Here is a 24,580-nt window from a genome sequence, read left to right as displayed (position 1 = left end):
CCCAAATCTGGGACACGGCTGTGGGTGTTGCGGGTCGGCGACACGCGCACCGGCGACACGCCGGACGGGATCAGCTCTGTGCCGCGGACCTCCCGGCACGGCGCCCGTAGAAGCTGCCGTCGCCCAGGGACACGCCGCTGGCATAACCCCAGGCAGCCAGCCCTGCCGCCGTCCGGCCGGCCGCGAACAGTCCGGGAATCGGCTCGCCGCCGACGTGCAGGACGCGGCCGTCCAGCGTGGTCAGCAGGCCGCCGAGAGTGAAGCCGCCGGTGCTGTTGCGGAGGTCGATCGCACCGACCGGGGACCCGATCGGACGCAGCCACTGCGGCTTCTTGTGCAGCAGCGGGTCCGCACCGTTCGCGGCGTGCTCGTTGTAATAGGCGACGGTGTGCTGCAGGACGCCCTCGGGCAGGCCGATCTCCGCTTCGAGCTCGGCGACCGTCTCGCACACCCAGGTGGCCGGGCGGCGCAGGAACGGCGTCGCCGAGGTCGCCGCCATGGCCTCCTCCTGAGCATCGCCGTCGATGATCAGGTAGGCGGTGTTGTCCTGGTAGTACAGCGTCTGCTGACCGATGCGTCCGGCATAGGTGTCCTCGGCGATGTAGCGCTGGCCGTAGCCGTTGACCAGGATGCCCCGGACGAGCTGCTGCGGGTCGCAGAAGAACGCCACCTCGGTGGCATCCATGTGTGCCAGGTCGGCGCCGAGCGCCTGCGCCATCCGGATCGCCCGGCCGTCATGCTGCTCGATGCTCGCCGCCGGACGCCCCGCGATGCGGGGCGCGTACTGCGCGACCATCGCGTCGCTGTAGGCGAAGCTGCCCGAGGCCAGCACCACGCCGCGGCGGGCCTTGATCGCCACGGTGTCGCTGTACCGGCGCGCGACGATGCCGACCACCCGGCCGTCGGCCTCGGTGACGAGCGACTGCACCTCGGTGTCGTAGATCGACCGGACGCCCTGCGCGATGGCGGTCTCCACGAGCGGCTTCATCAACATGTAGCCGCCGCTGCGCTCGCCGGCGACCTTGTCGGTCATCTGCGGCACGTGACCGCGCGGCGCGGGAGTGGCAATCGTGTTGTACGGGAACGAATTTTCGCCGCCCGTGAACATCAGGCCCTCGTCGCTCGGCGGCTCCCAGCCCGGTTCGCCCCAGAACACCGGCTTGAACGGCACGCCGCAGCTCACCAGCCAGTCGTAGTGGGCGACACTGCCGGCGCAATAGTCGTCGATCCGTGCCGCGTCAGCGCCGGGACCCATGGCCACCTTCAGGAAGGCGGCCATGTTCTCCACGGAATCGTCGAAGCCACAGGCCTTTTGGAGGTCGGTGCCACCGCCGAGGTAGATGAACCCGCCGGCCATGGCGGCAGCACCGCCCCAGCCGCCGGTGCGCTCGACGACCAGGACGTCCGCGCCGGCCGCCGAGGCCTCCACCGCGGCGGCCGCACCGGCGATGCCGTAGCCGACGATGACGACGTCGGCCTCGTCATCCCAGGTGGTGATCGACGACGCCGGGACCGGTGACAGGGCGGCGCTCATGGCAGCATCGCCCGCGGCGGAACGCCCATCCACTCATGGCCCCAGTAGCTGTCGGCGGTGATTTCCTCTGCGGTGTAATACCGTTCGTCGACCTTCATGCCCTCGGTACCGAACTCGATGTCCCAGTCGCCGGGCGACCGCACGTAGAACGACACCATCTTGTCGTTGGTGTGGCGGCCCAGTGTGGACGACAGCTGGAAGCCATCCCGGTTCACGCGGTCGAGCGCCTGCCCGACGGCGTCCAGCGTGTCGACCTCGACCATGAGGTGGATCAGTTTCGGATCGCGCAGCGTCGCGGCCGGGCAGATCGCCAGGCTGTGGTGCCGCTCGTTGATGCCCAGGAACTGCACCCGCAACGGGCCGAACTCCGGGGGAGCCGGCACCCGGAAGGCACCGCGGGGCAGGAAGCCCAGCACATCGGTGTAGAAGGTGAACAGTCCCTTGGCATCCTGCGCCGGCAGCACCACGTGGCCCAGGCCCAGACCCTCGGTGACGAAGCGGGCCCCGAACGGCGTCACGACGGGGCTGTGATCCAGCACCGCACCGTGGAACACCTCGACGTCGTTGCCTGCCGGATCGGTGAACGCGATGACCTCGTCGACGCGACGCGCGTCGGCCTCCTCGAGGGACAGCTGCTTCCACGGCACACCGGCGCCGTCCAGGGTGGCCTGCACCCGGCGCAGCGCGGCACCGTCGCGGACCTCCCAGCCGACGGTGACGATGCGGTCGGCGTCGCCCGGCACCACGATGATGCGCGCGGTGCGTTCGTCCATGCGCAGGTACAGCGCGTCGGGGTCGGGGCCGCTGCCCTTTGCGAAACCCAGTACGTCGAAGGCGAATTGGCGCCAGCGTTCGATATCGGCGGTCTGGACCTTCACATAGCCCAGGCTCTTCAGATCGGTCACGTCAGATCATGCCTCGCAGCGGGCCTTGCGGATCGACGCCGAGGCTGCTCAGCGCCGAGGCGTGGAACGTGGTGCCGGGAACATGGATGGCGTGCGCCTGGCCGACGTGTGCGTCGCGCCAGTACCGCTGCAGGGGCTTGTCCATGCGGGTGGCGTTACCGCCGCAGCGGGCGAAGATCTCGTCGACCGCGGAGACCGCGCGCCACACCGACCGGATCTGGGTGCGCCGGCCGGCGGCGCGGTCCTCGAACGACACTTCCTTGCCGGCCTCGACCATGTCGTAGATGCGGTCGACGTTGGCCAGCAGTTCCTGGCGCGCGGCGTTGATGTCGGCGGCGGCCTCACCGATGGCGTACATGACGTACGGGTCGTCCTTGATGGCCACGCCGCTGGAGTTGACCCGCTCACGCTGGTAGTCGAGAGCGGCCGCCAGGGCGCCTTCGGCGATACCGATGACGGCCGAGGAGATGCCCAGCGGGAACATGGTCGACCACGGCATCAGGTACAGCGGCGAGGTCATGCCGGCCTCGATCTGGGCCCGGCCGTCCATCACCTTCGTGGCGTCCATGGTCCGGTAGGTGGGCACGAAGGCGTCCTTGACGATGACGTCCTTGGAGCCGGTGCCGCGCAGGCCCACCACGTTCCAGGAGTCCTGGACGATCTCGTAGTCGCTGCGGGGCAGGATCATGTGCAGCATCTGCGGCGGCATCAGGGGCTTGCCCTCGGCGTCACCGAGCATGGCGCCCAGGAAGATCCACTCGCAGTGGTCGGTGCCCGAGCTGAACTGCCAACGGCCGTTGAAGATGTAGCCACCGTCGACGGGCCGCGCCACGCCCTGCGGCGCGTACGGCGACGCGACCCAGGTGTCGGTGTCGGATCCCCAGATCTCGGCGGCGACCTTCGGGTCGGCGTAGGCCAGCTGGTACGGGTGCACACCGACGACGCCGTTGATCCAGCCGGCGGCGGGGTCCAGGGCGGCGGTCGCCATCACGGTCTCCGCGAACTCGCGCGGATGCACCTCCAGGCCGTCGTATTCCTTGGGCTGCAGCAACTTGATGTTGCCGGCGGCCTTCATCAGCTTCACGGTCTCGTCGGGCAGCTGGCCCAACTTCTCTGCCTCCCAAGCCTGTTCGCGAAGCTGGTCGGCGATGTCACCGAGTTTGTCGATAACCCGCTGGGTCATGGTCTTTTCCTAACTCCTGTGATGGGCTAACTAATGGTTTACCTCACCCGCGGTACGCCGGGAGGCTGTTCCCGGTCAGCGGACGAAATTCCTCGAGCGACGTGGATCTGGTTGTCCCATCGCGTTCCTGGCTTGCCACAGGAGGGACCTAAGGCTCTCGTCGCCGGACCGATGGGCTCTACCCCTTCGCCCGGAATCGGCGAATCGTCGAGCCCGAAGGTTGACGACCAGACTGAGCCGAGGCAGCGCGATGTACGGATGGACAAGCCGTTGGAAGCAGGCGATCGGACCGACCGTGTCCGTCGCCGCCGCACTGGTGCTCGCCGGCGCCGTGCCGGCGGGGTTGGCATCGCCGGTCGCGGAACCGCCGGGTTGTTGGGGTCCCCACGGGGTGGATTCGGACTGCCTGGGACCCGGCCCGTACGGACACGGTGAGTGGGGACCGGACTCAACAACGGCCGCACCGGGCGCCATGATCGTGCCCGGCGGCCCGGCGGAATCCGACCTGACTGTGCCCTGAATATCGGGTCGTCCGTTCACCGGGACGCCTCATACTGGGGCATCGCGAGGACGGCTAACTTCGCACTATGAGCAGCGCAGAACAGGTTGACGTCGTAGTAGTCGGTGCCGGGTTCGCCGGTCTTTACGCACTGCACAAACTGCGGTCGGAAGGCCATTCGGTCGTGGTGTTCGAGGCGGCCTCGGATGTGGGCGGCACGTGGTTCTACAACCGGTACCCCGGTGCGCGGTGCGACGTCGAGAGCATCGACTACTGCTACTCGTTCGACAAGGACCTGCAGCAGGAGTGGACCTGGACCGAGAAGTACGCAACCCAGGCCGAAATCCTCACGTACATCAACCATGTCGCCGACCGGTTCGACCTGCGCCGCGACATCCGGCTCGATACCCGCGTGGTGTCTGCGACCCTGGATGAAGAGACGCTGCGCTGGACGGTCACCACCGACACCGGTCAGACGGTGGACGCGCAGTTCTGCGTCATGGCCACCGGCGCGCTGTCCGATCCGCTGCTGCCGAACATCCCGGGCGTCGAGACCTTCGTGGGCGAGACGTACCACACCGCGAACTGGCCGCACGAGGGCGTCGACTTCACCGGCAAGCGCGTCGGCCTCATCGGCACCGGTTCGTCGGGCATCCAGAGCACGCCGATCGTTGCCGCGCAGGCCGCCGAACTCGTTGTCTTCCAACGCACTCCGAACTTCTCGGTGCCGGCCGGCAACGAGCCGCTGACGGCCGAGCGCGAAGCGGAGGTCAAGGCAAACTACGACGAGCGGCGTCAGTTGTCGTGGCGCAGCGGCGGCGGCTCTCCGCACCTGGCGCACCCCAAGCTGACCATGGAACTGTCCGAGGAAGAGCGCCGCGCCGAGTTCGAAAAGCGTTGGCAGCTGGGCGGTGTGCTGTTCAGCAAGACCTTCCTGGACCAGATGGTGGACCCGGTGGCCAACGCCGAGGCCAAGAAATTCTACGAGGAGAAGGTGCGCGCGGTCATCGACGACCCGGCTGTCGCCGACATGCTGATCCCGAACGACCACCCGATCGGCGCCAAGCGAATCTGCACCGACACCAACTACTTTCAGACGTTCAACCAGCCGCACGTGAAGCTGGTCAGCGTCAAGAAGACGCCGATCGAAAAGATCGACGCCACCGGCATCACCACCACCGAGGCCCGGTTCGACCTGGACGCCATCATCTTCGCCACCGGGTTCGACGCGCTCACCGGCGCGCTGGGACGCATCGACATCACCGGCCGCGGTGGTGAGAAGCTCAAGCAGAACTGGGTCGACGGACCGCGCAGCTACCTGGGTCTGGGCGTCGACGGCTTCCCGAACATGTTCCTGGTCAACGGACCCGGCGCGCCGGCGGTGCTGGCCAACATGGTGCTGCACGCCGAAGCGCACGTGAACTGGATCGCCGACGCGATCGAGTACGTGGGTAAGCATGGTTACGCGGCCATCGAGGCCACCACCGATGCGGTCGACGCCTGGGGTGCCGAACTGGTGCGCCGTGCCGACCAGACGCTGTTCCCCAAGGCGAACTCCTGGTACATGGGCGCGAACGTGCCCGGCAAGCCAAGGGTTTTCATGTTGTTCATCGGTGGCTTCGCCGCCTACAACGACATCTGCGCCGAGGTGGCGGCCGCCGGGTACAAGGGATTCGAACTGACCAAGGCCGGCTGATGTCGGGGCTACTGAACAAGGTCGTGCTCGTCACCGGCGCCGCCCGCGGTACCGGCCGGGCTCACTGCGAGCGGTTTGCCGACGAGGGTGCCGACATCATCGCTCTCGATGTCGCCGGTGCCGCAGCAGATTTGGCCGACCTGGCCGCCGCGGTGAAGCAGCGTGGTCAGCGCTGCTACACCGGGGTGGCCGACGTGTCGTCGTTCGACGAGGTGCAGGCCGCGGTCGACGAGGGGGTCTGGGAGTTCGGCCGGTTGGACGTCGTGGTCGCCAATGCCGGTATCCATTCGGCGTCGGCGCCCGCCTGGGAGGTGAGCGCCGAGGACTGGCAGCGCGTCATCGGCGTCAACCTGACCGGGGTGTGGCACACGGTCAAGGCCGGTGTTCCGCATTTCGGGCCGGGCGGTGGATCCGTGGTGATCATCAGTTCCACCAACGGTCTTCGCGGTACCGCGAACACCTCGGCATACACCGCGACCAAGCATGCGGTGGTCGGCCTGGCGCGCACCTTGGCGAACGAATTGGGGCCCAAGCGAATTCGGGTCAACACCGTCCATCCCGGGGCGGTGGGCACTCCCATGGTGCTCAACCCGGAGACCTTCAAGCGCATCCGGCCCGATCTGGAGAATCCGACCGAAGAGGACGTCGCCGAGGTCCTTTCCGCGCGCAATCTGTTGCCGGTGCCGTGGGTGGAGCCCGAGGACGTCAGCAACGCGGTGGTGTTCCTGGCGTCGGACGAGGCCCGCTACATCACCGGCACCCAGTTGGTCGTCGACGCGGGGCTGACGCAGAAGGCGTGACGTGTCGGCGTCGGTCGACGCGGCCCGCGCTCAGTTCTCCTCTGGTGCGGCGGTGGTGGTGAACTCCGCGGCCAAGGTTTCCAGTTGTACTGCGGTCCCGTGCTCACGCCATGCGGGTTGTTCCTGGCCGGGGAGATAGATTCCGTGCTCGGTCAGGACGATCAGGGTGTCGCTGCCCTCGTCGTGAAACTCGACGCTTGTGACCGAGACGGTCGACAGTTGCGCTCCGGTGTGCAGTGTTGACGTCGTGAGAATCCGTTCATTGGCGACGATCTCGGCGTACTGCGCCTGGTAGGTCAACGGTCGGCCCTGCGGGTCCGACCCCGTGACCGTCTCGAGCCCACCGACGACGAAGTCTTGCGAGTGCTCCGCTCCTCGGGCCATCCAGCGCTTGCGGGCCTGCGGATCTGCCCATGCCTGGAACACCTTCTCGACCGAAGCCGGGAAGCGCCGTTCCAGCGTGAACGTCGAATGCGTGACCGTCATGATCATCGTCCTTTCAGGTAGTCGTCGAGTTGATCAAGTTGCCTTTCCCAACGCGTGCGTTGCTCTCCGAGCCAGTGTTCGGCTGCGCGCAACGCCGTCGGTTCGACCCGGCAACTGCGCACGCGGCCGGCTTTCTCGGTAGCGATCACACCGGCGTCCTCCAGGACCTTCAGGTGCTGCATGACCGCGGGAAGGGACATCGCCAGCGGCTCCGCCAGGGCCTTGACCGATGCGGGCCGTTGCACGAGCCGTTCCACGATCACCCGGCGGGTCGGGTCGGACAGTGCATGAAAAACCTGGCCGAGTTCGTCGGATCCCAAATGGTTAGGCACATACTTAACTATCCGCCGACGCCTGTCGACAGTCGAGGAATTACTGAACTATTTGAGTCCGGCCGCGATCTCGAGTTCCACGAGCGCCGGCTCGATGGCGTCGGCCATGGCGTCGATGTCGTTGGCCATCTCGGGCGTGGTGACAAAGCCGAAATCGATCCGGTCCCGGTAGCTGAAGCAGGTGACGTTGAGTCCCACATCCATCACCAAGGGGCCCATCGGCATCATCTGTTCGAGGACCGCGCCGTCCATGTAGAGCGGCACGGGCGGCCCGGGCACGTTGGAGACGACGAGGTTCATCGGCTTGAGCGTGCCGCCGAGCTTGCTCGCGGTGTAGGCGCGGGCGGCCAGGGCCACCAGGCCCGGCGGGGTGGTGTCCGTCAACCCCATGATCTGGTGTGCCGTAAGTGCTTTCGCCATTTCCTTGGCGCTCTGGGAGCTTGCGTAGATGGCCTTGATCCGTTCAGCCGGATCGACGATGTCGGACGCCAGCGACACCGACATCGCGCTGACCTGATTGCCCACCTGATCGCTGGAACTCTCGGTCCGGGTCGACACCGGGACCTGAGCGATGAGCGACTTGTCGGGCAGCTCGCCGCGGTCCTCGAGATACGTCCGCATGGCGCTCGAGACCAGTGCCAGCACAACGTCGTTGAGCTTGACCCCGAACGCTTCCTTGACCGCTTTCACCCGCTCGAGGGACACGCCGGAATTGCTGACGCGGCGGTGCGGTGAGATGGGTCCGTTGAACCGGGTGGGTGGTGCGTCGAAGTAGCCGGGCGGCTTGTTGGCGACGCCGAGCGCGGCAATCTGCTGGCGTACGGTCTGTTCCAGGAATCGCACGACACGGTAGGGCGTCTTGATGCCGATGTTGATCAGCCCGCCCAGGGCCTGCAGTTCGATCCCCGGGGCTTTGATGCCGACCAGTGACCCGCTCGGTTCGGCGGCCGGCGGCCGCGGGGTCGGCGTGATGTCGAGCAGAATCTCCCCGAGTCCGGCGCCCGATACGCCGTCGATGATGGCGTGGTGCATCTTCATCAGCACGGCGACCCGGCCGCCCTCGACGCCCTCGATGAACCAGAGCTCCCACAGTGGCCTCAACCGGTCCAGCTTGTAGGACATCAGGCGCCCCACCAACTGATCGAGCTCGCGGCGGCCGCCGGGTGCCGGGACCGCGATGTGGCGGACATGGAAGTCGAGGTCGAGTTCCTCGTCCTCGACGAACCACGGCCGGTCGAGGCCGAGCGGCGCGCCGGTCACTCGCCAGCGCAATTGCGGCATTTCCGGCAACCGGGCCGCGATGAGTGCCTTGACCGACTCGAAGCTGAAATCCGGCGCGTCGGTGGGGTCGTAGATCGACGATGCGGCGACATGCATATGCCAACTGTTGGTCTCCGCGAACCAGAAGGTGGCGTCGGCGCCGGACAAGCGATTCATGGGCCTGATCCTAGGGCGCGCACACTGTGCCTTGCGTGAAATCGGCGGATTGGTACGAACTTCGGGGTGTGATGGTTGTCTCCGCGCGCGCAGGGCGGGCAATCATCTTGGCGCGCAACGTGACCCGCCGCATCAGCGGTCGATGTCGATGTGCCGGCACAGTCAATTGGTAAGCCGGACAATATATTCCGGGCTTGCAGAGGCAAGCGAACGGCCGCGCACCGCACACCATCGGACCGGTGCGCGGCCGCGGCCGCTCGTGGGAGAAGGTCAGCGCTGCAGGAAGCCCAGCACCGTGCTCTCGAACGCCTCCTTGGCCTCGATCATCGCCCAGTGCCCACAGTTCGGGAACACGTGCAGCTCGGCGTTGGAGATGGTGCGCATCGGGATCAGCGCCATGTCCAGCGGGCTGACGCGGTCGTCGCGGCCCCACGTCAACAGCGTCGGCGCCTTCACCTTGTGCATCTGTGCCCACGGCTGTGGCGGCGCGTCGGCCGACTGCATGAACTTCATCATCATCTTGAACGCGGCCTTGCCGTACATCCGGCGCGCCGATTCGAGCGTCTCCGGGTCGGAGGCCAGCTTCATGCGCTCCTCGATCAGCTCTTCGGTGACGATCTTCTCGTCGTAGACCATCGAGTTGAGCCAGTCGATCAGCCGTTGCCGGGTCGGGTCCTCGGTGAACTCCTGCAGCAGCCGGATGCCCTCGGACGGGCCGGGGCTGAAGATGTTGGTGCCGATACCGCCGATGGTGACCAGCTTGCCGATGCGATCCGGGTTGTTGATGGCGAAGTTGATGCCGACACCGCCGCCCATCGAGTTGCCGACGATGTCGACCTTCTCGACGCCGAGCGCGTCGAGGAAGGGCACCACCGCGGACTGCGCGTCGATCATCGGGTGGCCACCGAAGTCGTCGCTGACGCCGAAACCGGGGAACTCGAGGATCAGGCAGCGGAAGTGCGCCGCGAACGTCGGCAGAATGCCGCGGAAGTTCCGCCAGCCCGTCACGCCAGGGCCGGAACCGTGCAGAAACAGCACTACAGGCCCGGTTCCCTCGTCGTAATAACGCAGCGTTCCGCGCTCGGTCTGGACTTCCTTCAGCTCTGTCATGCGTTCCAAATTACGGTGCGGATGTCACGCGGTCGCGACCACCTCCCGTCCGGCGGGACGCGACGTGCCCGGGGTCGCCCGGTTGTGCTGCGGGTGGCCTTTATGGTGTCCAGATGACCGTGCCGGAGTCTGCGCGTCCGCTGGCGGGTGTGCGCATCGTCGAAATCTCCAGTTTCGTCGCAGTGCCCCTGGCGGGGATGACGCTGACGCAGCTCGGCGCCGAGGTGATCAGGATCGATCCGGTCGGTGGCGCCGCGGACTATCACCGCTGGCCCGTCACCGACGACGGCGAGAGCATCTACTGGGCGGGCCTGAACAAGGGCAAGCTGTCCGTCGCGGTGGACATGCGCGCACCGGAAGGCCAGGACCTGGTGACCCGGCTGATCGTCGACGCCGGTGTCTTCATCACCAATGTGGCGGGCCGACAATGGCATTCGTACGAGACCCTGTCCGCGCTGCGGCCCGACCTGATCCACGCCGAGGTGTCCGGTCGGGCGGACGGCGGCACGGCCGTGGACTACACCGTCAACGCGGGGCTGGGCTTTCCATTGGTGACCGGGCCCGCTGAGCTGCAGACGCCGGTGAATCACGTGCTGGCCGCCTGGGATGTGTCGTGCGGCCTCTACCTGGCGTTGGCGGTGACTGCGGCGCTGCGGCACCGCGATAGCAGCGGCCAGGGCCAGCGGGTCAGCATCCCGTTGGAGAACGTGGCCCTGGCCACCGCGGGCAATCTCAGCTTCCTGACCGAGGTGATGGTCAACGGCGTGGGTCGCGAGCGCATCGGCAATTCGATCTTCGGACAGTACGGACAGCAGTTCGTCAGCGCTGACGGGACCGCGTTCATGATCGTCGCGCTGACCGGCCGGCACTTCCGGGACCTCGTCGAGGTCACGGGTACGGCGAAAGCTGTTGCGGCGCTGTCCGAATCGCTGGGGGTCGACTTCACCGATGAAGGGCAGCGGTACCTGCACCGCGACGCGCTCACCGGCCTGTTCACCGGGTGGTTCTGCGCGCACACCGCCGAACAGATCACGGCGGCGCTGGGTGCGACGTCGATCCTGTGGGAACGCTACCGGGACTTCAGTGAGGTGGTCGCGAGCCCCAGAGTGACCGAGAACCCACTGTTCACCGAACTGGATCAGCCGCGCATCGGCCGCCACCTGGCGCCGGGACTGCCGTTGCGGATCGATGGTGAGTATCCGCCGGCGCGGCCGGCGCCGGCACTCGGCGACGACACCGCGGCGGTGCTGACCGAACGGCTGGGCCTCACCGCAGACGACGTCGCCCGGTTGACGGAAGCGGGGACCGTGGCGTGAGCGTGCTGCCCGATCTGTTGGTGGTGTCGCCCGGTGCCGGGCCCGATGCCTGGGTGGGTGAGGCCGGGGGACCGGACGGCAAGCGCGCCTTCGGCGGCCTGCTCATGGCACAGAGTCTGTCCGCGGCATGCCAGACCGTGAATCCGGAGATGCGTCCGACGGCCATGCATCTGCAATATCTGCGGGGTGGTGAGGCCGGCGCGGCAACGGACTACGCGGTGGCCCGGGTGTACGACGGGCGGACCGCGGCGGCGCGGCGGGTCGAGGCCTTTCAGGCCGGGCGGCTGCTGACCGTCGCGACGGTGTCCTTATCGACAGACCTGGCCGGTCCCGAGCACGACGAATCCCGTTCGCTGCCAGAGGATCCCGAGCTGCTGCCATTGACCGGCCCGCCGGGGCCCGCGCCTGCGGTGCCGCTCGACGAGATCGACATCCGGATCGTCGACGACCGGTCGTCGGGCGAGTTCGTGCGACGCATGTGGTGGCGCGCCACCGTGCCGATGCCACCGGAACAGTTGCCGCACATGATGATTGCCTGCTACATCACCGACCTTTACGGGATCGATCCGGCGCTGCAGGTGCACGGACATTCCATGCAGGGGCGCACCCATCGCAGCGGTACGACCGATTTCTCGATCTGGTTCCATCACCCGATCCGGGCTGATCAGTGGAATCTGCTGGAATCACGGTCGCCCGCGGCGGGACGGGGACGTGGCGTGATCACCGGCAGTCTGGTTGGCGCGGACGGAACCCGGGTCGCCACCTTGGTGCAGGAAGGTCTGATCGCGGACCGGTAGTACCGTCGTCCGCAGGCAGGTGACGGAATCGGCGAAGGAGAACGATGAACGGCGCACAGGCACTGATCCGCACACTGGTCGACGCCGGCGTCGACGTCTGCTTCGGTAACCCCGGAACCAGCGAGATGCACTTCGTCGCGGCGTTGGACTCGGTGCCCGAGATGCGTGGTGTGCTCTGCCTTTTCGAAGGCGTGGTCACCGGCGCCGCCGACGGTTATGCCCGCATGGCCGACAAGCCGGCCGCCACCCTGCTGCATCTGGGCCCCGGCCTGGGCAACGGCATCGCCAACCTGCACAACGCCCGGCGGGCCTGTTCTCCGATGGTCAATGTCGTCGGTGACCACGCGCTGGGGCACAAGAAGTACGACGCGCCACTGGAATCCGACATCGACGCGATGGCGGGCACGGTGTCGGGCTGGGTGCGTCGGTGCGAGAAATTGGCTGACATCGCCACCGACGCGGTGGCCGCGATCGAGGCGGCACAGCAAGGGCAGGTGGCCACCCTGATCCTCCCGGCCGACGTCTCGTGGACCGAGGGCGCTGAGCCGGCGGTCGGGGAGCCGGCCGCGAGGGCCGCGTCGTTCGACTACCGCGCCGGCGTCGACCCGGACGAACACCAGCTGCTCGACGCCGGTGCCGACGTCTTCGGCCCCGGCACCGTCATGCTGCTGGGTAGTGCGGCGTGCCGAGAACGCGGTCTTCGCGCCGCCGGCCGCATTGCAACGGCCACCGGGACCAAGGTGCTGATCGAGACCTTCCCGGCCCGGCTGGAACGCGGCGCCGGCCTGCCCAACTTCGAGCGGCTGGCGTATCTGGCCGAAGCCGCTCAGTTCCAGCTGACCGGCGCCGAGCACCTGGTGCTGGCCGGTGCCCGGTCGCCGGTGTCGTTCTTCGCCTACCCGGGCAAGGCGAGCGATCTGGTGCCGGGCGGCTGTCAGGTGCACACCGTCGGCGGCGACCTTGTCGCACGCCTGGAAGAACTGGCCGACGCGGTGGCGCCGGGTACGGCGCCGGCGCTGATGGAGCTGAAAGTGCCGGAGCTGCCGGCAGATTCGGCGCTGACGACGCAGAACTGGGTCGACGTGGTGGCCGCGACGTTACCCGTCGACGCCATCATCGTGGACGAGTCCAACACCGGCGGGTTCCTCCTGCCGCAGGCGACGATGAGCGCGCCGCGGCACGACCTGCTGACCCTGACCGGCGGGGCCATCGGCTTCGGGCTGCCGAGTGCGGTGGGTGCCGCGGTGGCCTGTCCCGACCGCCCGGTGCTGTGCCTGCAGGCCGATGGCAGTGCGATGTACACGATTTCGGCGCTGTGGACCATGGCGCACGAGCAGCTCAACGTGGTGACGGTGCTCCTCAACAACGCCGCCTACGCGATCCTGCGCATGGAGCTGCAGCGCGTCGGTGCGGAAGCCGGCGGGCCGAAAGCCGCGGCGATGCTCGACCTCTCGGGCCCGACCACGGATTTCGCCGCGTTGGCAGCGGCCATGGGTGTGCCGTCGGCGAAGGCGACGACCACGGCGGAGTTGGCCGAACAGCTCCGCGTCGGCTACGCCACACCGGGGCCGTACCTCATCGACGCGGCGGTGCCTGCGCTGGTGTAGCGGATGGGCAAAAAAATTCGGGGCCCCTCGGTGAGGGGCCCCGAATCGTTCTGACGCTCAGCGGCTCTGATGCACGCTGTTGTCGACCTGCGGCGCCTCAGCGCGCGGGTGGATGTCGTTGACCCAGTCGTGGTGGGAGTAGTCGGCCGATGCCGGTGCGGCCAGACCCAACACCGCTGCTGCCAAACCATTTGCCACCAGTGCGGCGATTCCGAGCTTCTTCATTGTCCCCAACTCCTTGTAACTGAAGCTTTGATGCTCGGTTCAACGGGACGAGCGCCCGGGGTATTTCTGCAGCTGGGGCGTTGGCAGCAATTGATCGTTTCTCGGCAGTAATCAGTCGGTAACACGGCCCTGTGGATGAATCGCGCACTGTGCACAACTGCCTTCCAGTCGTCGTATCCCGGGGTCTTCGCCGCGTGATCTGTCGGTGGCACCGGACACGGTGGCGGCATGAACACACCACCACGTATGACCCGCGCCGAGATCGGAGCGCTCGGCGAACAACTCGCGGTCGACCACCTGATCTCGCTGGGAATGACCGTCCTGGTTCGCAACTGGCGCTGCCGGTGGGGTGAACTCGACATCATCGCCACCGAACGGGACCACAGTGCGGTGGTTTTCGTGGAGGTGAAGACCCGCACCACGGCCGAGTTCGGCGGCATCGAGGAAGCCGTGACGCCGGAAAAGGCCCGCCGCCTGCGCCGGCTGGCCAGTCTGTGGCTCGCCGAGCAGGACGCGCGCTGGCACGACATCCGGATCGATGTGATCGGCGTGCGCCTCGGTGGCCGGCAGCCGGAACTGGTGCACCTGAAGGGCATCGGCTGATGGCGCTGGGACGGGCCTACTCGGTGGCCATCCGCGGCCTGGACGGCGTCATGGTCGAGATCGAAGCCGACATCACCTCAGGGCTGCCGGGAGTGCATCTGGTCGGCTTGCCCGACGCGGCACTGCAGGAGTCGCGGGATCGGGTCAGGGCGGCGGTGGCGAACTGCGGCAACAGCTGGCCGATGTCACGCCTCACGCTCGGGCTGTCGCCGGCCACGCTGCCGAAAGGTGGATCCATGTACGACCTGGCCATCGCTTGTTCGGTGCTGTCGGCACATTTGAAGACGCACTGGGGGCGGCTGGAAAAGACGGTCCTGCTCGGAGAATTGGCGCTGGACGGTCGGGTGCGCCCGGTCAAGGGCGTGCTGCCTGCGGTCATGGCCGCCAAGCGCGAGGGCTGGCCGTCGGTGGTGGTGCCCGCGGAGAACCTGGCCGAGGCCAGCCTGGTCGATGGCATCGAGGTGTGGGGCGTCCGCACGCTGGGTCAGCTGCAGGCGTGGCTGAATGGGAAGGCGGCCTTGGACGAGAGGGTCGACACGACGGCGCCGGCCGCCGACGACAGCGTTGACCTCGCCGACGTGGTGGGGCAGACGCAAGCGCGGTGGGCAGTGGAGATCGCCGCCGCGGGCGCCCACCACCTGATGCTCACGGGCCCTCCGGGCATCGGCAAGACGATGCTGGCCCAACGGCTTCCGGGCCTGCTGCCCGACCTGACCGACGACGAGGCGTTGGAGGTCACCGCCATCCATTCGGTGGTGGGGTTGCTAGCCGGCGATACGCCCCTGATCACCCGCCCGCCGTTCGTCGCGCCCCATCACACGTCGAGCGTCTCGGCGCTGGTCGGCGGCGGCTCCGGGATGGCGCGACCCGGCGCGATCAGCCGGTCACACCGCGGCGTGTTGTTCCTCGATGAGTGCGCCGAGATCGGGACCAGCGTGCTCGAAGCCCTGCGAACCCCGTTGGAGGAAGGCAAGATTCGGCTGGCCCGCCGAGACGGCGTGGCGTGCTATCCCGCGCGCTTCCAGTTGGTGCTCGCGGCCAATCCGTGCCCGTGCGCACCGCCGAACCCGCGGGACTGCGTGTGCCCGTCGGCCGACCGGCGCCGGTATCTGGGCAAACTGTCCGGGCCGCTGATGGATCGGGTCGACCTGCGGGTCGACATGCATCCGGTGCTGGCCGGGGCCTTCGGTGATCACGCCGCCGAATCCACCAGTGCCGTTCGCGCGCGAGTCGCCGCCGCCCGGGCGGCCGCGGCCGAGCGGTGGCAGGACGTCGGGGTCCGGACCAATGCCGAGGTGCCGGGGCCGGTGCTGCGCCGCAAATTTCGGCTGAGCCGGGATGCGATGGAGCCGTTGCGCAAGTCGCTCGATTCGGGGCGGCTGAGTATCCGCGGTGTCGACCGCACCTTGCGCGTCGCGTGGTCTCTGGCCGATCTGGCGGGCCGCGAGTCGCCCAACCTCGAGGACGTCAGTACGGCGCTGGGTTTCCGTGAGGGAGATGTGCGATGAGTGGCGACGATCTGGAACGACGGGCGTGGGCGTATCTGTCGCGCGTGGTCGAGCCGCCGTGCCCACGGCTGACCCAATTGGTGGCCGACGAGGGACCGGTCGAGGTGGCGGACATGATTCGCCGTGGTCGGGAGGACAAAGAACTCACCGGCAGTGTCGCCGCCCGCCGGGAGGTCGACTGTGCAGAAAGGGATTTGGAGATTCTCGATCGCCGCGGTGGGCGGCTGATCACTCCCGACGACGACGAGTGGCCGTACCTGTCATTCGTCGCGTTCGCGAACAAGGCCGTGCGGGACCGGCCGTCGGGTTATCCGCCGATGGTGCTGTGGGCACTCGGCCCGGCCCGGCTCGATGACATCGCCGAGCGTGCTTGCGCGATCGTGGGCACCAGGGCCTGCACGTCGTACGGCGAACATGTCGCTGCCGAGATCACGGCGGGCCTCGTCGAGCGTGACACCGCAGTGGTTTCGGGCGGTGCCTACGGCATCGACGGGGCAGCGCACCGCGCGGCGCTGGCGTCGGATGGGGTCACCATGGCGGTGCTGGCCGGTGGTGTCGACGTACCGTACCCGTCCGGGCATTCCGCATTGTTGCATCGGGTGGCCACTTCCGGGCTGCTGCTCAGTGAGTATCCGCCGGGGGAGCGGCCGACCCGATACCGGTTCTTGACCCGAAACCGCTTGGCGGCCGCACTATCCGGTGCCACCGTGGTGGTGGAGGCGGGGTTGCGCAGCGGGGCGGCCAACACGGCGGCGTGGGCAGATGCGATGGGCCGCAATGTGTGTGCGGTACCGGGACCGGTGACGTCGGCCGCGTCGGCGGGGTGTCACGTCCTGCTCCGCAACGGGCGCACGACGCTGGTCGACCGGGCCGAGCAGGTCGTCGAATTGATCGGACGGATAGGCGAACTCGCTGACGAACCCGAGCATCCGAAGACGCCCCTGGATGATCTGACCCCTGAACAGCTGCTGGTGTACGAGGCGCTGCCGGCGCGGGGTTTCCGCAGCCTGGAACAGATCTCCGTCGGCGCCGCGTTGCCGCCCGAACGGGTTCTCGGGCCACTGGCGCTGCTGGAGATCAGCGGGTTGGTCGAGAAGCAGGACGGGCAGTGGCGGATCAGGCGGGCGGGCTAGAGGACCACCACCGAGCGCAGGACTTCGCCGCTGTGCATTTTGTGGAAGGCGTCTTCGATCTGGTCGAGTCCGATGCGTTCGGTGACGAATTTCTCCAGTGGGAGGCGGCCTTGGAGGTAGAGGCTGATGAGGGTGGGGAAGTCGCGTTCGGGTAGGCAGTCGCCGTACCAGGATGATTTGAGGGATCCGCCGTGGGAGAAGAAGTCGATGAGCGGCATTTCGAGTGTCATGTCGGGTGTCGGAACACCAACGAGGACAACGGTTCCGGCGAGGTCGCGGGCGTAGAACGCTTGTTTCCAGGTTTCGGGGCGGCCGACGGCGTCGATGACGACGTCGGCGCCGTTGCCGTCGGTGAGGTCCTGAATGGTTTCGACGGGGTCGAGGTCGCGGGCGTTGATGGTGTGGGTGGCGCCGAAGTCGCGGGCCCAGTGCAGCTTCTGGTTGTCGGTGTCGACGGCGATGATGCGTTTGGCGCCGACGAGGGCGGCGCCGGCGATGGCGGCGTCGCCGACGCCGCCGCAGCCGATGACCGCGACGGTGTCATCACGGGTGACGGCGCCGGTGTTGATGGCGGCGCCGATGCCGGCCATGACCCCGCAGCCGAGCAGGCCGGCGACGGCCGGGTCGGCTTCAGAATCGACCTTGGTGCACTGGCGTTCGTGTACGAGGGTTTTGTCGGCGAAGGCGCCGATGCCCAGGGCGGGGGTCAGTTCGGTGCCGTCGGTGAGGGTCATTTTCCCGGTGGCGTTGAAGGTGTCGAAGCACAGGTGGGGGCGGCCGCGTTTGCAGGCGCGGCATTCACCGCACACGGCGCGCCAGTTGAGGATGACGAAGTCGCCGGGTGCGACGTGGGTGACGCCCTCGCCGACGGACTCGACGGTGCCGGCGGCTTCGTGGCCGAGCAGGAACGGATACTCGTCGTTGATGCCGCCTTCGCGGTAGGTGAGGTCGGTATGGCACACCCCGCACGCGATGATGTCCACGATGACCTCACCGGGTCCGGGATCGGGGATGACGATGTCGACGAGCTCGATGGGCTGCTTCTTGGCCCGGGAAATCACACCACGCACTGTCTGAACCATCTCAGGGTGCCTCGCTGAGCGCCGCGACCGGGCACGCATCGACTGCCGAGCGAACCGCTGGCTCGATTCCGGTCGGGACCTCTCGCCCCTCGAAGTGGTAGTTCAGATTTCCATCGTCATCGAGTTCGAAGGCGTCGGGTGCTTGTGCGACGCACACGCCGTGGCCCTCGCAGCGGTTGTAGTCGACGTTTACTTTCATGGTTGTCCTAACTGGTGATGGCGAGCTCGAGCGGTAGTCGCTCGAAGCGGTGAGTTGTCGATTACGCGCGCCTAAGCAGCAATCAGCTTGAGCGGCAGGCGTTCATAGCGGCGGATGATGTTGTTGACCGCCCACGTCGGCGTACCGGCCAGCTCTATCCGGTCCACGCGATCGAGTAGCGCCCGCAACATCGCGGTTGTTTCCAGGCGCGCCAGGCCCTGTCCGGCACAAGCGTGGGCACCGTGTCCGAAACCGAGGTGCCGGCCGGCGTCACGCCGGATGTCGAAGACCTCGGGGTCTTCCCACTCGCGTTCGTCGCGGTTGGCGGAGGCATAGATCACCAGGACCCGTGCACCGGAGGGGATCCGGACGCCGGCGATCTCGGTCTGCTGTGCCGCGCACCGCGCGAAGGCGCGCAGCGGTGGCTCGCAGCGGACGACCTCATTGATGGCGTTTGGCATGAGGCCGGGTTCCTCCTTGAGCAGTTGCCACTGGTCGGGGTGCATCGCGAAGAGCTTCAACGCATTGGCGATGGCGCTCATGGTGGTATCGATCGACGGGGCGATGTAGTCGACGAGCAGCTTCGGGCATTCGTCGTGCGTCAACTTGCCTTCGTCTGCGGCGGCGAGCAGCTCATCTGCCATGCTGCCCTCGATGACGTTGCGTTCGCGCACCACGCGCCGCGCGAAGCGCAGCATGAGCACAGTGTTGGGTACCGCTTTGATCGCCTGCCAGTTGAGCGGCCCGAGTACGTCGAATGTTGCGCCCGCCCAGGCAACCAGGTGGTCGCGCTGGTCGCGCGGCCAACCGATGAGGTCGGGCACGACGGCCAACGGCAGCGCTGCGGCGAGATCGTCGACACCGTCGACATTACAGATGGACGAAACCCTCGTCGTCGACCCAGGCGAGGTCGCCGGTGTCGAGCCAACCGTCGACGAGCTTGCCGTTGCCGTCGAGGACGAAACCGTCAGAGCTGCGGTCGGTGACGTAGCCCGGGAACACGGTGGGGCCACCGACCACGAGGGTGCCGATCTGGCCGGGCGGCAGGTCGTGCCAGCCGCCGTTGTCGTCGATGTCGACGGTCTTGAGTTGTTGGTAGGGGAGCCGCTGACCGGCCGAGCCGGGCCGGGGATGGTCGGGGAAGCTGCGCGCGCTGGCGCAGGTGGCCTCGGTCAGGCCGTAACCCTCCAGCAGGGGGACACCGGTGTGCGACTCGAAATCGCTGCGCACCGCGGGCGGCAGCGCGGAGGCACCGACAATCGCCATCCGCAGACTGGAGATGTCGGCATCGACGGGGAGCTGGCTGAGCACGGCGTACACCGTCGGTACCGCGCTCATGGTGGAGATCCGGTAGCGCTCAACGATTTTCCAGAAGTTGCCGTACAGCCCCACGTCCCGGTATCCGAGCGGGCCGGCCCACAGCACCTGCTGTCCGCGTAGCAGCGGCGCAAGCAGCGTCACCACGAGTGCGTTGACGTGGAACAGCGGCAACGCGGCGAACAACACCGACGATTCGTCGAGCGGTGTGTTGGCGGCGATCATCCAGGCATCGGCCACCTCGTTGGCGTGTGTGTGGGCGGCCAGCTTCGGTGCGCCGGTGGTGCCGCCGGTGTGGAACAGCGCGGCCAGATCGGTGGATTCCGGTGTGGTGCCGTGGAATCGAGTGCCGTCGTGCGCGGCGGACAGTCGCGTGAGGTAGTCGACCTTCGCGCCCGGCACCGCGGGGACGTCGACGGGTGTGGCGCCGGTCGGTCCGATCAGCAGGATGGTGTCGATCAAGCCGGCGTCGACGAGGCGCTCTGCCACCGCCCATGTCGAGGTGTCGAGTTGAGCGTCCGCCGTGATGAGGACCCGAGCGCCGGAGCGCCGGACCAGCTCGCTGACGTGCTCCGGCGAGAGTGCGCCGTTGATGGGCGCGGCGATGCCGGCCACCTGGGCCGCCAGCGTTGCGGTGATCAGCTCATCGCAGTTCGGTGCGATGAGCGCGACCGCGTCACCGCGCTGAACGCCCAAGTGGTACAGCAGGTTTGCGCTCTGGTGCACGTCGTGAAGCAGTTCGCCGAAAGTCCGGCGCACCGGGTGCTCCCACCGCGTGCCGTCGGGCAGGACTGTGACAGCGATGCGCTCCGGCCACAGCTTCGCGGCCCGCACCAGCATTGCGTAGGTGGAGCTCGGCAGCCCCCGCTCGGACAGCGGGACGGATTCGATGGTGGCGAGGTCGTTCGGGCTGGAGTAGCTGGGCCACAACAGGTTCGGGCTCATGCGTACTTCACGATGTTGCGCTGGGCACCGAGGTCGACGGCCCCGTCGTCGGTGGCGACGGTCGTCTCGACGATGTCACCGTCGTGCAGGTATTTCGGGTTGCGCGCCTGGCTCTTGAAGAAGGCCTTCCATTTCATGGCAGGCGGCAGCAGCGACCCGATGAATGCGACCACCTTGTGCGGTGCGCTCAGCGCGGTGCCGACGGGCGTGCCGGTCAGGACCAGGTCGCCGGCGCTGAGATCCTGGAAGCGGGTCAGCGATTGCAGGGCCTGCAGCGGCGAGTAGATCATGTCACCGGCGACGCGCATGTCCTGCCGCAGTTCGCCATTCACGCGCAGCTGCAGGCGCAGCTCGCCGAAGCGCTTGAGCTCGGCGGCGGTGAGCAGCACCAGGGCCGGACCGACGGGCGTGAAGGTGGGGTAGGACTTGGCTTCGTAGAACTGCGTCTGGGGCAGCTGGATGTCGCGCGCGGACACGTCGTTGGTGACCACCAGCCCGGCCACGTAGTCGGCGAGGTTGGACTCGTCGATGGTGCTGCCCACCGGGATGTCGGTGCCGATGACCAGACCGATCTCCACTTCGTAGTCCAGGAACCGCACGTGGCTGGGTTTGACGATCGCGTCCGACGGGCCGGTGATCGACGCCGACGACTTGCGGAAGAACGTCAACGGGATCGAGGCCGGTTCCATCCCGGCGTCTTTGACGTGCGAGGCGTAGTTGGTCATCTGGGCCACCACGCGGCAGGGCGCGGTCACGGGGGAGAGCAGATCGAGACTGTCGACCGGCACCGTGGTGGTGTCGGAGGCAGCTGCTTCGATGGCGGCGCGGTCGGCCAGCAGGGCGCCGGTGGTGGTCGCGGCGGTGGGGATCTTGGCGGCGCCGGTGGCGGTGTGCACCCACCAGGCGTCGGCGGTGCGCAGAACGGAGATGGTCATGACTTGGCTGCTTTCAGTAGGCCGATGAGGCGGTTGACGTCGAATTCGTTGTTGCTTCGCAGTGCGGTGAGCAGTTCTCGCACCTCGCCGCGCGCGTGCCGGGGACTGGTGCCGAGGAAGTCGGCGGTGGCCGGCGGTCCCCACTGCGCCAGTCCGGAGGCGCTGAACTCCGCCCATCCGGGTTCGAGGGTGCTGTCGAACATGTCGCCGTCGGTGAAGTGCTCGACCATGAACCCGTCGGGGTCGCGCCAGTAGTCGAAGATCTGGCTGCCCTGGATGTGCCGCCCGATGCCCCAGGACCGTTGGTAGCCATGGTCTTTGAGGTATTCGCCGCCGGCGGCGAGGGCGTCGAGGTCACTGACCTGATACGCCGAGTGGACGTAGCGGTTCGCCGGTCCCAGCGCCAGCGCCAACGTGTGATGGTCGGTCGGGATCGAACCGCGGTCACATCGGATGAAGCTCATCGTCGGACCGCGTCCGCGCTGTCCCGGGAAGTACAAGAAGTCGCTGACGATCAAGCCGAGCGTATCGAGGTACCAGTCCAGTGCCGCACGGTATCTGGTGGACTGGACGACGACGTGGCCGAGGCGCTGCACCGTCGTCGGCACCCGGGGCGGCCGCTGGGTGGCGTTGATCCGTTCGACGTCGTGGCCGAGGTTGAAGGTGTGCGGTGCTTGCGCAGGCAGTGGGCTCAGCGGATGGGTGCCGGACACCACGCGTACCGGAATGCCGCTGGGGTCGGTCAGTTGCACGCCCGTTCCGCCGATCGATTCCGGTAGGGCAGTGACCCGCGAGCCGGTCTTGTCGGCCAGTCGCACCAGGTCCGCGTCGTCTGCGGCGGCGAACGCCATGCCGCGGAAACGGGTATGCGGGCCGCGCCGGATCAGGACGCACGGCGCGTCGGGATCGCTACCGCGCAAATGCAATTCGGTGTCGGTGCGCAGTGCGGTCCCGAAGCCGAATGCGTGGGCGAAGGCCTCCGCGCGCGCCAGGTCGGGTTTGTCGAATTCCAGCCAGGCAAGGTCCGTCACCTTGATCAGCGGGTTGCGTGAGCGTCCCGGGTGCTCGCCGGCCAAGGCCCCCTGAGCGCTGTGCAGGCCGTTGTGGGCGCCAATGGTGTTGCTGCTCACCGCGAGTACTCCTTCTGCGACGTTCGGATTGCGGTGTCGACCGCACCCCGGACCTTGTCGATCACGGCTGCCGCGTCGGTGGGGCTGTGGTCGCCGCGCCATGCCACGTGGTGATCGGGACGGATCAGCACCAGGTCGCGTTCGTAGAGCCTGCGGGTGTGCGCGTCGCGGACGTCGACGACGGTCACGGGGACGCCGCGATCCGCTGCCGCGGACGTCAGCTCTGTGACGTCGACGTCGGTGAAACGCAGCAGGGTGAATCCGGGCCCGAACAGGTCGAACAGCGGCGTGCCGTCGGGCAGGAAGACGCTCGGTGGCCGGGCGCCAGGCGTGGTGCCCGGGATGTACCGGTGCGAGGGGCCGGCCGGCGGTTGGCCCGGTTCCGTACAGATGACCGGTGAATTGTCGTAGCGGTATCCGTATTCGATTCCGTCGGCCTCGTTTTCGAGATTGCCGAGGTCCAGAATCTCGCGTCCCAGCCGGGCCCGGTCGCGCTCGCCGGCCCAGCCCTGTCCGGAAAGTGCTGCGCGGTTTGCCATTTGAATGGCCAGCCGCACCAGGGTGTGCCGGGCCGAGGCATCCCGGTTGGCGATCCCGACCGCGCGGCGCTCGGCGGCGTAGGCGCTGAGCAGGCGCGGGCCGCCCCACCCGTTGACGACGGCCGCCAGTGCCCAGCCCAATCCGACAGCGTCACCCACGCCGGTGTTCATGCCGTAGCCGCCGTTGGGTACGACCTGGTGAGCCGAGTCGCCGGCCAGCCACACCCGTCCGTGCCCGTAGGAATCGGCCAGCGACAGCCGGGGCCGCCACTCGTTGGCAACGACGATGTCGCAATCGAATTCGACGCCCAGTCGGGCGAACAGGAACTGCTTCGGATCGATTTCCTCGGTCTTGACGCCCATGCCGATCAGCGTGTGCAACGTCCAGGTGTCGCGGTCGTTCTGCGAGATCAGGGTCCAGCCTTCGGGGGACTGCGTGTGCCAGGTGGTGCCGAACCGCTCCAGCACCTCGCGGGCCGTGGACGTGAAATGCACCATGTAGACGCGGCCGTCCATCGGCGTCTGCCGCTGTTCCATGAATTCCCGGGCGGTCCCTGCGAGAACCTTGCGCAGCCCGATCTCACGCGCGGCCATCCGGCGGATGTCGATGTCGTGCAACGCAATTCCGAGTCCGCGGCGCACGATGCTGCCGGCGCCGTCGCATCCGGCCAGAAAGTCGGCCCGGACGGTGCGGGTCTCGCCGGTCGCGCTGCAGTTGATGACGGCGTCGACGCCGTCGGCATGCTGGCGAAACGACTGCAGGGCCCAGCCGTAACGGACGTCGACGTCGGTGCGCGTCTCCAGAATGTCTTTGAGCGCCGGTTCGAGAATCGCCTGCGAAACTCGCATCGGCGGCTCCAAGGTCATGGTGCCGTCGGTGCAGGCGCGGATCGCGTCCCGGCGCGCGACCACGTCGGGGTAGGGGAATCGTGCCAACTCCCAGCCGCTGAGTTTGGTGACCCACGCGACGTCGAACGGATTGTCTTCCGGCACAGCCACTTTGCGCAGATCGTCGGCGATGCCGAGCTGCCGGTACAGCTCCATGCTGCGGCCGTTGGTGATGTCCATCTTGGGGTGGGTCGTCGTCGACGGATTGCGTTCGACGAGCAGCGCCGGCACACCCTGGCGGGCCAAGGTCAGCGCCAGGGTGAGGCCGACGGGTCCGCCGCCGGCGATCAATACCGGGACTCGGTCGAGCGGCGAGGGTTCGATCATCGTTGATCCCTTCGAGTGGCAACAACTATGTACTGAATTGAACAGAA

Annotated in this window: 23 protein-coding genes and 1 pseudogene; 9 read left to right on the top strand and 15 right to left on the bottom strand. The window is 67.6% G+C overall.

Features of this window, described 5'->3' with window-relative positions:
• Positions 1-70 precede the first annotated feature (70 nt).
• Genes G6N46_RS07105 through G6N46_RS07095 form a run of 3 tightly spaced genes read right to left on the bottom strand, consistent with a single transcriptional unit; the run spans position 71 to position 3,622 of the window.
• Positions 71-1,534: an FAD-dependent oxidoreductase gene (locus tag G6N46_RS07105; RefSeq protein WP_138248831.1), complete on the bottom strand. Its 1,464-nt coding sequence runs from the start codon at positions 1,532-1,534 to the stop codon at positions 71-73.
• Positions 1,531-2,439, bottom strand: coding sequence for a biphenyl-2,3-diol 1,2-dioxygenase (gene bphC / locus G6N46_RS07100; RefSeq protein WP_138248832.1), 909 nt, complete (start codon positions 2,437-2,439; stop codon positions 1,531-1,533). The genes G6N46_RS07105 and bphC overlap by 4 nt, the downstream gene beginning before the upstream one ends.
• 1 nt (position 2,440) lies before the next feature.
• Positions 2,441-3,622, bottom strand: coding sequence for an acyl-CoA dehydrogenase family protein (locus tag G6N46_RS07095; RefSeq protein ID WP_138248833.1), 1,182 nt, complete (start codon positions 3,620-3,622; stop codon positions 2,441-2,443).
• 250 nt (positions 3,623-3,872) lie between these two features.
• On the opposite strand from G6N46_RS07095, the gene G6N46_RS07090 reads away from it, so the two are divergent.
• From G6N46_RS07090 to G6N46_RS07080, 3 genes are all read left to right on the top strand, one after another.
• Positions 3,873-4,142, top strand: a complete 270-nt coding sequence (locus G6N46_RS07090; RefSeq protein ID WP_163692636.1) for a hypothetical protein — start codon at positions 3,873-3,875, stop codon at positions 4,140-4,142.
• A 67-nt stretch (positions 4,143-4,209) separates the two neighbouring features.
• Complete coding sequence (locus tag G6N46_RS07085) at positions 4,210-5,817, top strand: flavin-containing monooxygenase (RefSeq protein ID WP_138248835.1); 1,608 nt, start codon at positions 4,210-4,212, stop codon at positions 5,815-5,817.
• Complete coding sequence (locus G6N46_RS07080) at positions 5,817-6,617, top strand: mycofactocin-coupled SDR family oxidoreductase (protein ID WP_138248836.1); 801 nt, start codon at positions 5,817-5,819, stop codon at positions 6,615-6,617. Before G6N46_RS07085 ends, G6N46_RS07080 begins: the two co-directional genes overlap by 1 nt.
• Positions 6,618-6,647: 30 nt before the next feature.
• On the opposite strand, the gene G6N46_RS07075 is transcribed toward G6N46_RS07080, so the two are convergent.
• The 4 genes from G6N46_RS07075 to G6N46_RS07060 form a co-directional block, all read right to left on the bottom strand.
• Positions 6,648-7,103, bottom strand: a complete 456-nt coding sequence (locus G6N46_RS07075) for an SRPBCC family protein (RefSeq protein WP_138248837.1) — start codon at positions 7,101-7,103, stop codon at positions 6,648-6,650.
• Positions 7,104-7,105: 2 nt separating this feature from the next.
• Positions 7,106-7,435 (bottom strand): ArsR/SmtB family transcription factor, encoded by a 330-nt coding sequence (locus tag G6N46_RS07070; RefSeq protein WP_138248838.1) that lies wholly within the window; start codon positions 7,433-7,435, stop codon positions 7,106-7,108.
• A 48-nt stretch (positions 7,436-7,483) separates the two neighbouring features.
• A complete protein-coding gene (locus tag G6N46_RS07065; protein ID WP_138248839.1) occupies positions 7,484-8,872 on the bottom strand; it encodes a WS/DGAT/MGAT family O-acyltransferase in 1,389 nt (462 codons plus the stop codon).
• Positions 8,873-9,142: 270 nt separating this feature from the next.
• Positions 9,143-9,982 (bottom strand): alpha/beta fold hydrolase, encoded by an 840-nt coding sequence (locus G6N46_RS07060; protein WP_138248840.1) that lies wholly within the window; start codon positions 9,980-9,982, stop codon positions 9,143-9,145.
• Positions 9,983-10,095: 113 nt separating this feature from the next.
• Between G6N46_RS07060 and G6N46_RS07055 the strand changes: the two genes are divergently transcribed.
• Genes G6N46_RS07055 through G6N46_RS07045 form a run of 3 tightly spaced genes read left to right on the top strand, consistent with a single transcriptional unit; the run spans position 10,096 to position 13,702 of the window.
• Complete coding sequence (locus tag G6N46_RS07055; RefSeq protein ID WP_138248841.1) at positions 10,096-11,298, top strand: CoA transferase; 1,203 nt, start codon at positions 10,096-10,098, stop codon at positions 11,296-11,298.
• A complete protein-coding gene (locus G6N46_RS07050) occupies positions 11,295-12,095 on the top strand; it encodes an acyl-CoA thioesterase (protein WP_138248842.1) in 801 nt (266 codons plus the stop codon). Before G6N46_RS07055 ends, G6N46_RS07050 begins: the two co-directional genes overlap by 4 nt.
• Before the next feature lie 44 nt (positions 12,096-12,139).
• Positions 12,140-13,702, top strand: a complete 1,563-nt coding sequence (locus G6N46_RS07045; RefSeq protein ID WP_138248843.1) for an acetolactate synthase large subunit — start codon at positions 12,140-12,142, stop codon at positions 13,700-13,702.
• A 57-nt stretch (positions 13,703-13,759) separates the two neighbouring features.
• Here G6N46_RS07045 and G6N46_RS28245 read toward each other — a convergent pair whose 3' ends face one another.
• A complete protein-coding gene (locus G6N46_RS28245; RefSeq protein ID WP_165605545.1) occupies positions 13,760-13,927 on the bottom strand; it encodes a hypothetical protein in 168 nt (55 codons plus the stop codon).
• 246 nt (positions 13,928-14,173) lie between these two features.
• On the opposite strand from G6N46_RS28245, the gene G6N46_RS07040 reads away from it, so the two are divergent.
• From G6N46_RS07040 to dprA, 3 genes are read left to right on the top strand one after another with little or no spacing between them, the layout of a single operon-like run.
• Positions 14,174-14,530, top strand: coding sequence for a YraN family protein (locus tag G6N46_RS07040; protein WP_138248908.1), 357 nt, complete (start codon positions 14,174-14,176; stop codon positions 14,528-14,530).
• Entirely contained in the window at positions 14,530-16,038 is a 1,509-nt protein-coding gene (locus tag G6N46_RS07035) for a YifB family Mg chelatase-like AAA ATPase (RefSeq protein WP_138248844.1), read from the top strand. The genes G6N46_RS07040 and G6N46_RS07035 overlap by 1 nt, the downstream gene beginning before the upstream one ends.
• Positions 16,035-17,171, top strand: a complete 1,137-nt coding sequence (dprA, locus tag G6N46_RS07030) for a DNA-processing protein DprA (RefSeq protein ID WP_138248845.1) — start codon at positions 16,035-16,037, stop codon at positions 17,169-17,171. The genes G6N46_RS07035 and dprA overlap by 4 nt, the downstream gene beginning before the upstream one ends.
• Here the strand turns inward: dprA and G6N46_RS07025 are convergent.
• From G6N46_RS07025 to G6N46_RS06995, 7 genes and pseudogenes are all read right to left on the bottom strand, one after another.
• Positions 17,168-18,253, bottom strand: coding sequence for an S-(hydroxymethyl)mycothiol dehydrogenase (locus G6N46_RS07025; RefSeq protein WP_138248846.1), 1,086 nt, complete (start codon positions 18,251-18,253; stop codon positions 17,168-17,170). The genes dprA and G6N46_RS07025 overlap by 4 nt on opposite strands.
• 1 nt (position 18,254) lies before the next feature.
• On the bottom strand, positions 18,255-18,452 hold the full coding sequence (locus G6N46_RS07020; RefSeq protein WP_138248847.1) for a ferredoxin: 198 nt from the start codon (positions 18,450-18,452) through the stop codon (positions 18,255-18,257).
• A 71-nt stretch (positions 18,453-18,523) separates the two neighbouring features.
• Positions 18,524-19,276, bottom strand: a complete 753-nt coding sequence (locus G6N46_RS07015) for a cytochrome P450 (protein WP_407665083.1) — start codon at positions 19,274-19,276, stop codon at positions 18,524-18,526.
• 49 nt (positions 19,277-19,325) lie between these two features.
• Positions 19,326-20,714 (bottom strand): annotated as a pseudogene (locus G6N46_RS28345) (AMP-binding protein); the annotation flags it as partial.
• Positions 20,711-21,649: a fumarylacetoacetate hydrolase family protein gene (locus tag G6N46_RS07005; RefSeq protein ID WP_138248850.1), complete on the bottom strand. Its 939-nt coding sequence runs from the start codon at positions 21,647-21,649 to the stop codon at positions 20,711-20,713. The gene G6N46_RS07005 and the pseudogene G6N46_RS28345, both read right to left, overlap by 4 nt.
• Positions 21,646-22,779 (bottom strand): VOC family protein, encoded by a 1,134-nt coding sequence (locus tag G6N46_RS07000; protein WP_138248851.1) that lies wholly within the window; start codon positions 22,777-22,779, stop codon positions 21,646-21,648. The genes G6N46_RS07005 and G6N46_RS07000 overlap by 4 nt, the downstream gene beginning before the upstream one ends.
• Positions 22,776-24,533, bottom strand: coding sequence for an FAD-dependent monooxygenase (locus G6N46_RS06995; protein ID WP_138248852.1), 1,758 nt, complete (start codon positions 24,531-24,533; stop codon positions 22,776-22,778). The genes G6N46_RS07000 and G6N46_RS06995 overlap by 4 nt, the downstream gene beginning before the upstream one ends.
• Between the last annotated feature and the right edge of the window lie 47 nt (positions 24,534-24,580).

It is taken from the genome of Mycolicibacterium phocaicum, from assembly GCF_010731115.1.
In the GTDB taxonomy this organism is placed as follows: Bacteria; Actinomycetota; Actinomycetes; order Mycobacteriales; family Mycobacteriaceae; genus Mycobacterium; species Mycobacterium phocaicum.
This window is presented reverse-complemented; position numbering and strand designations above follow the sequence as displayed.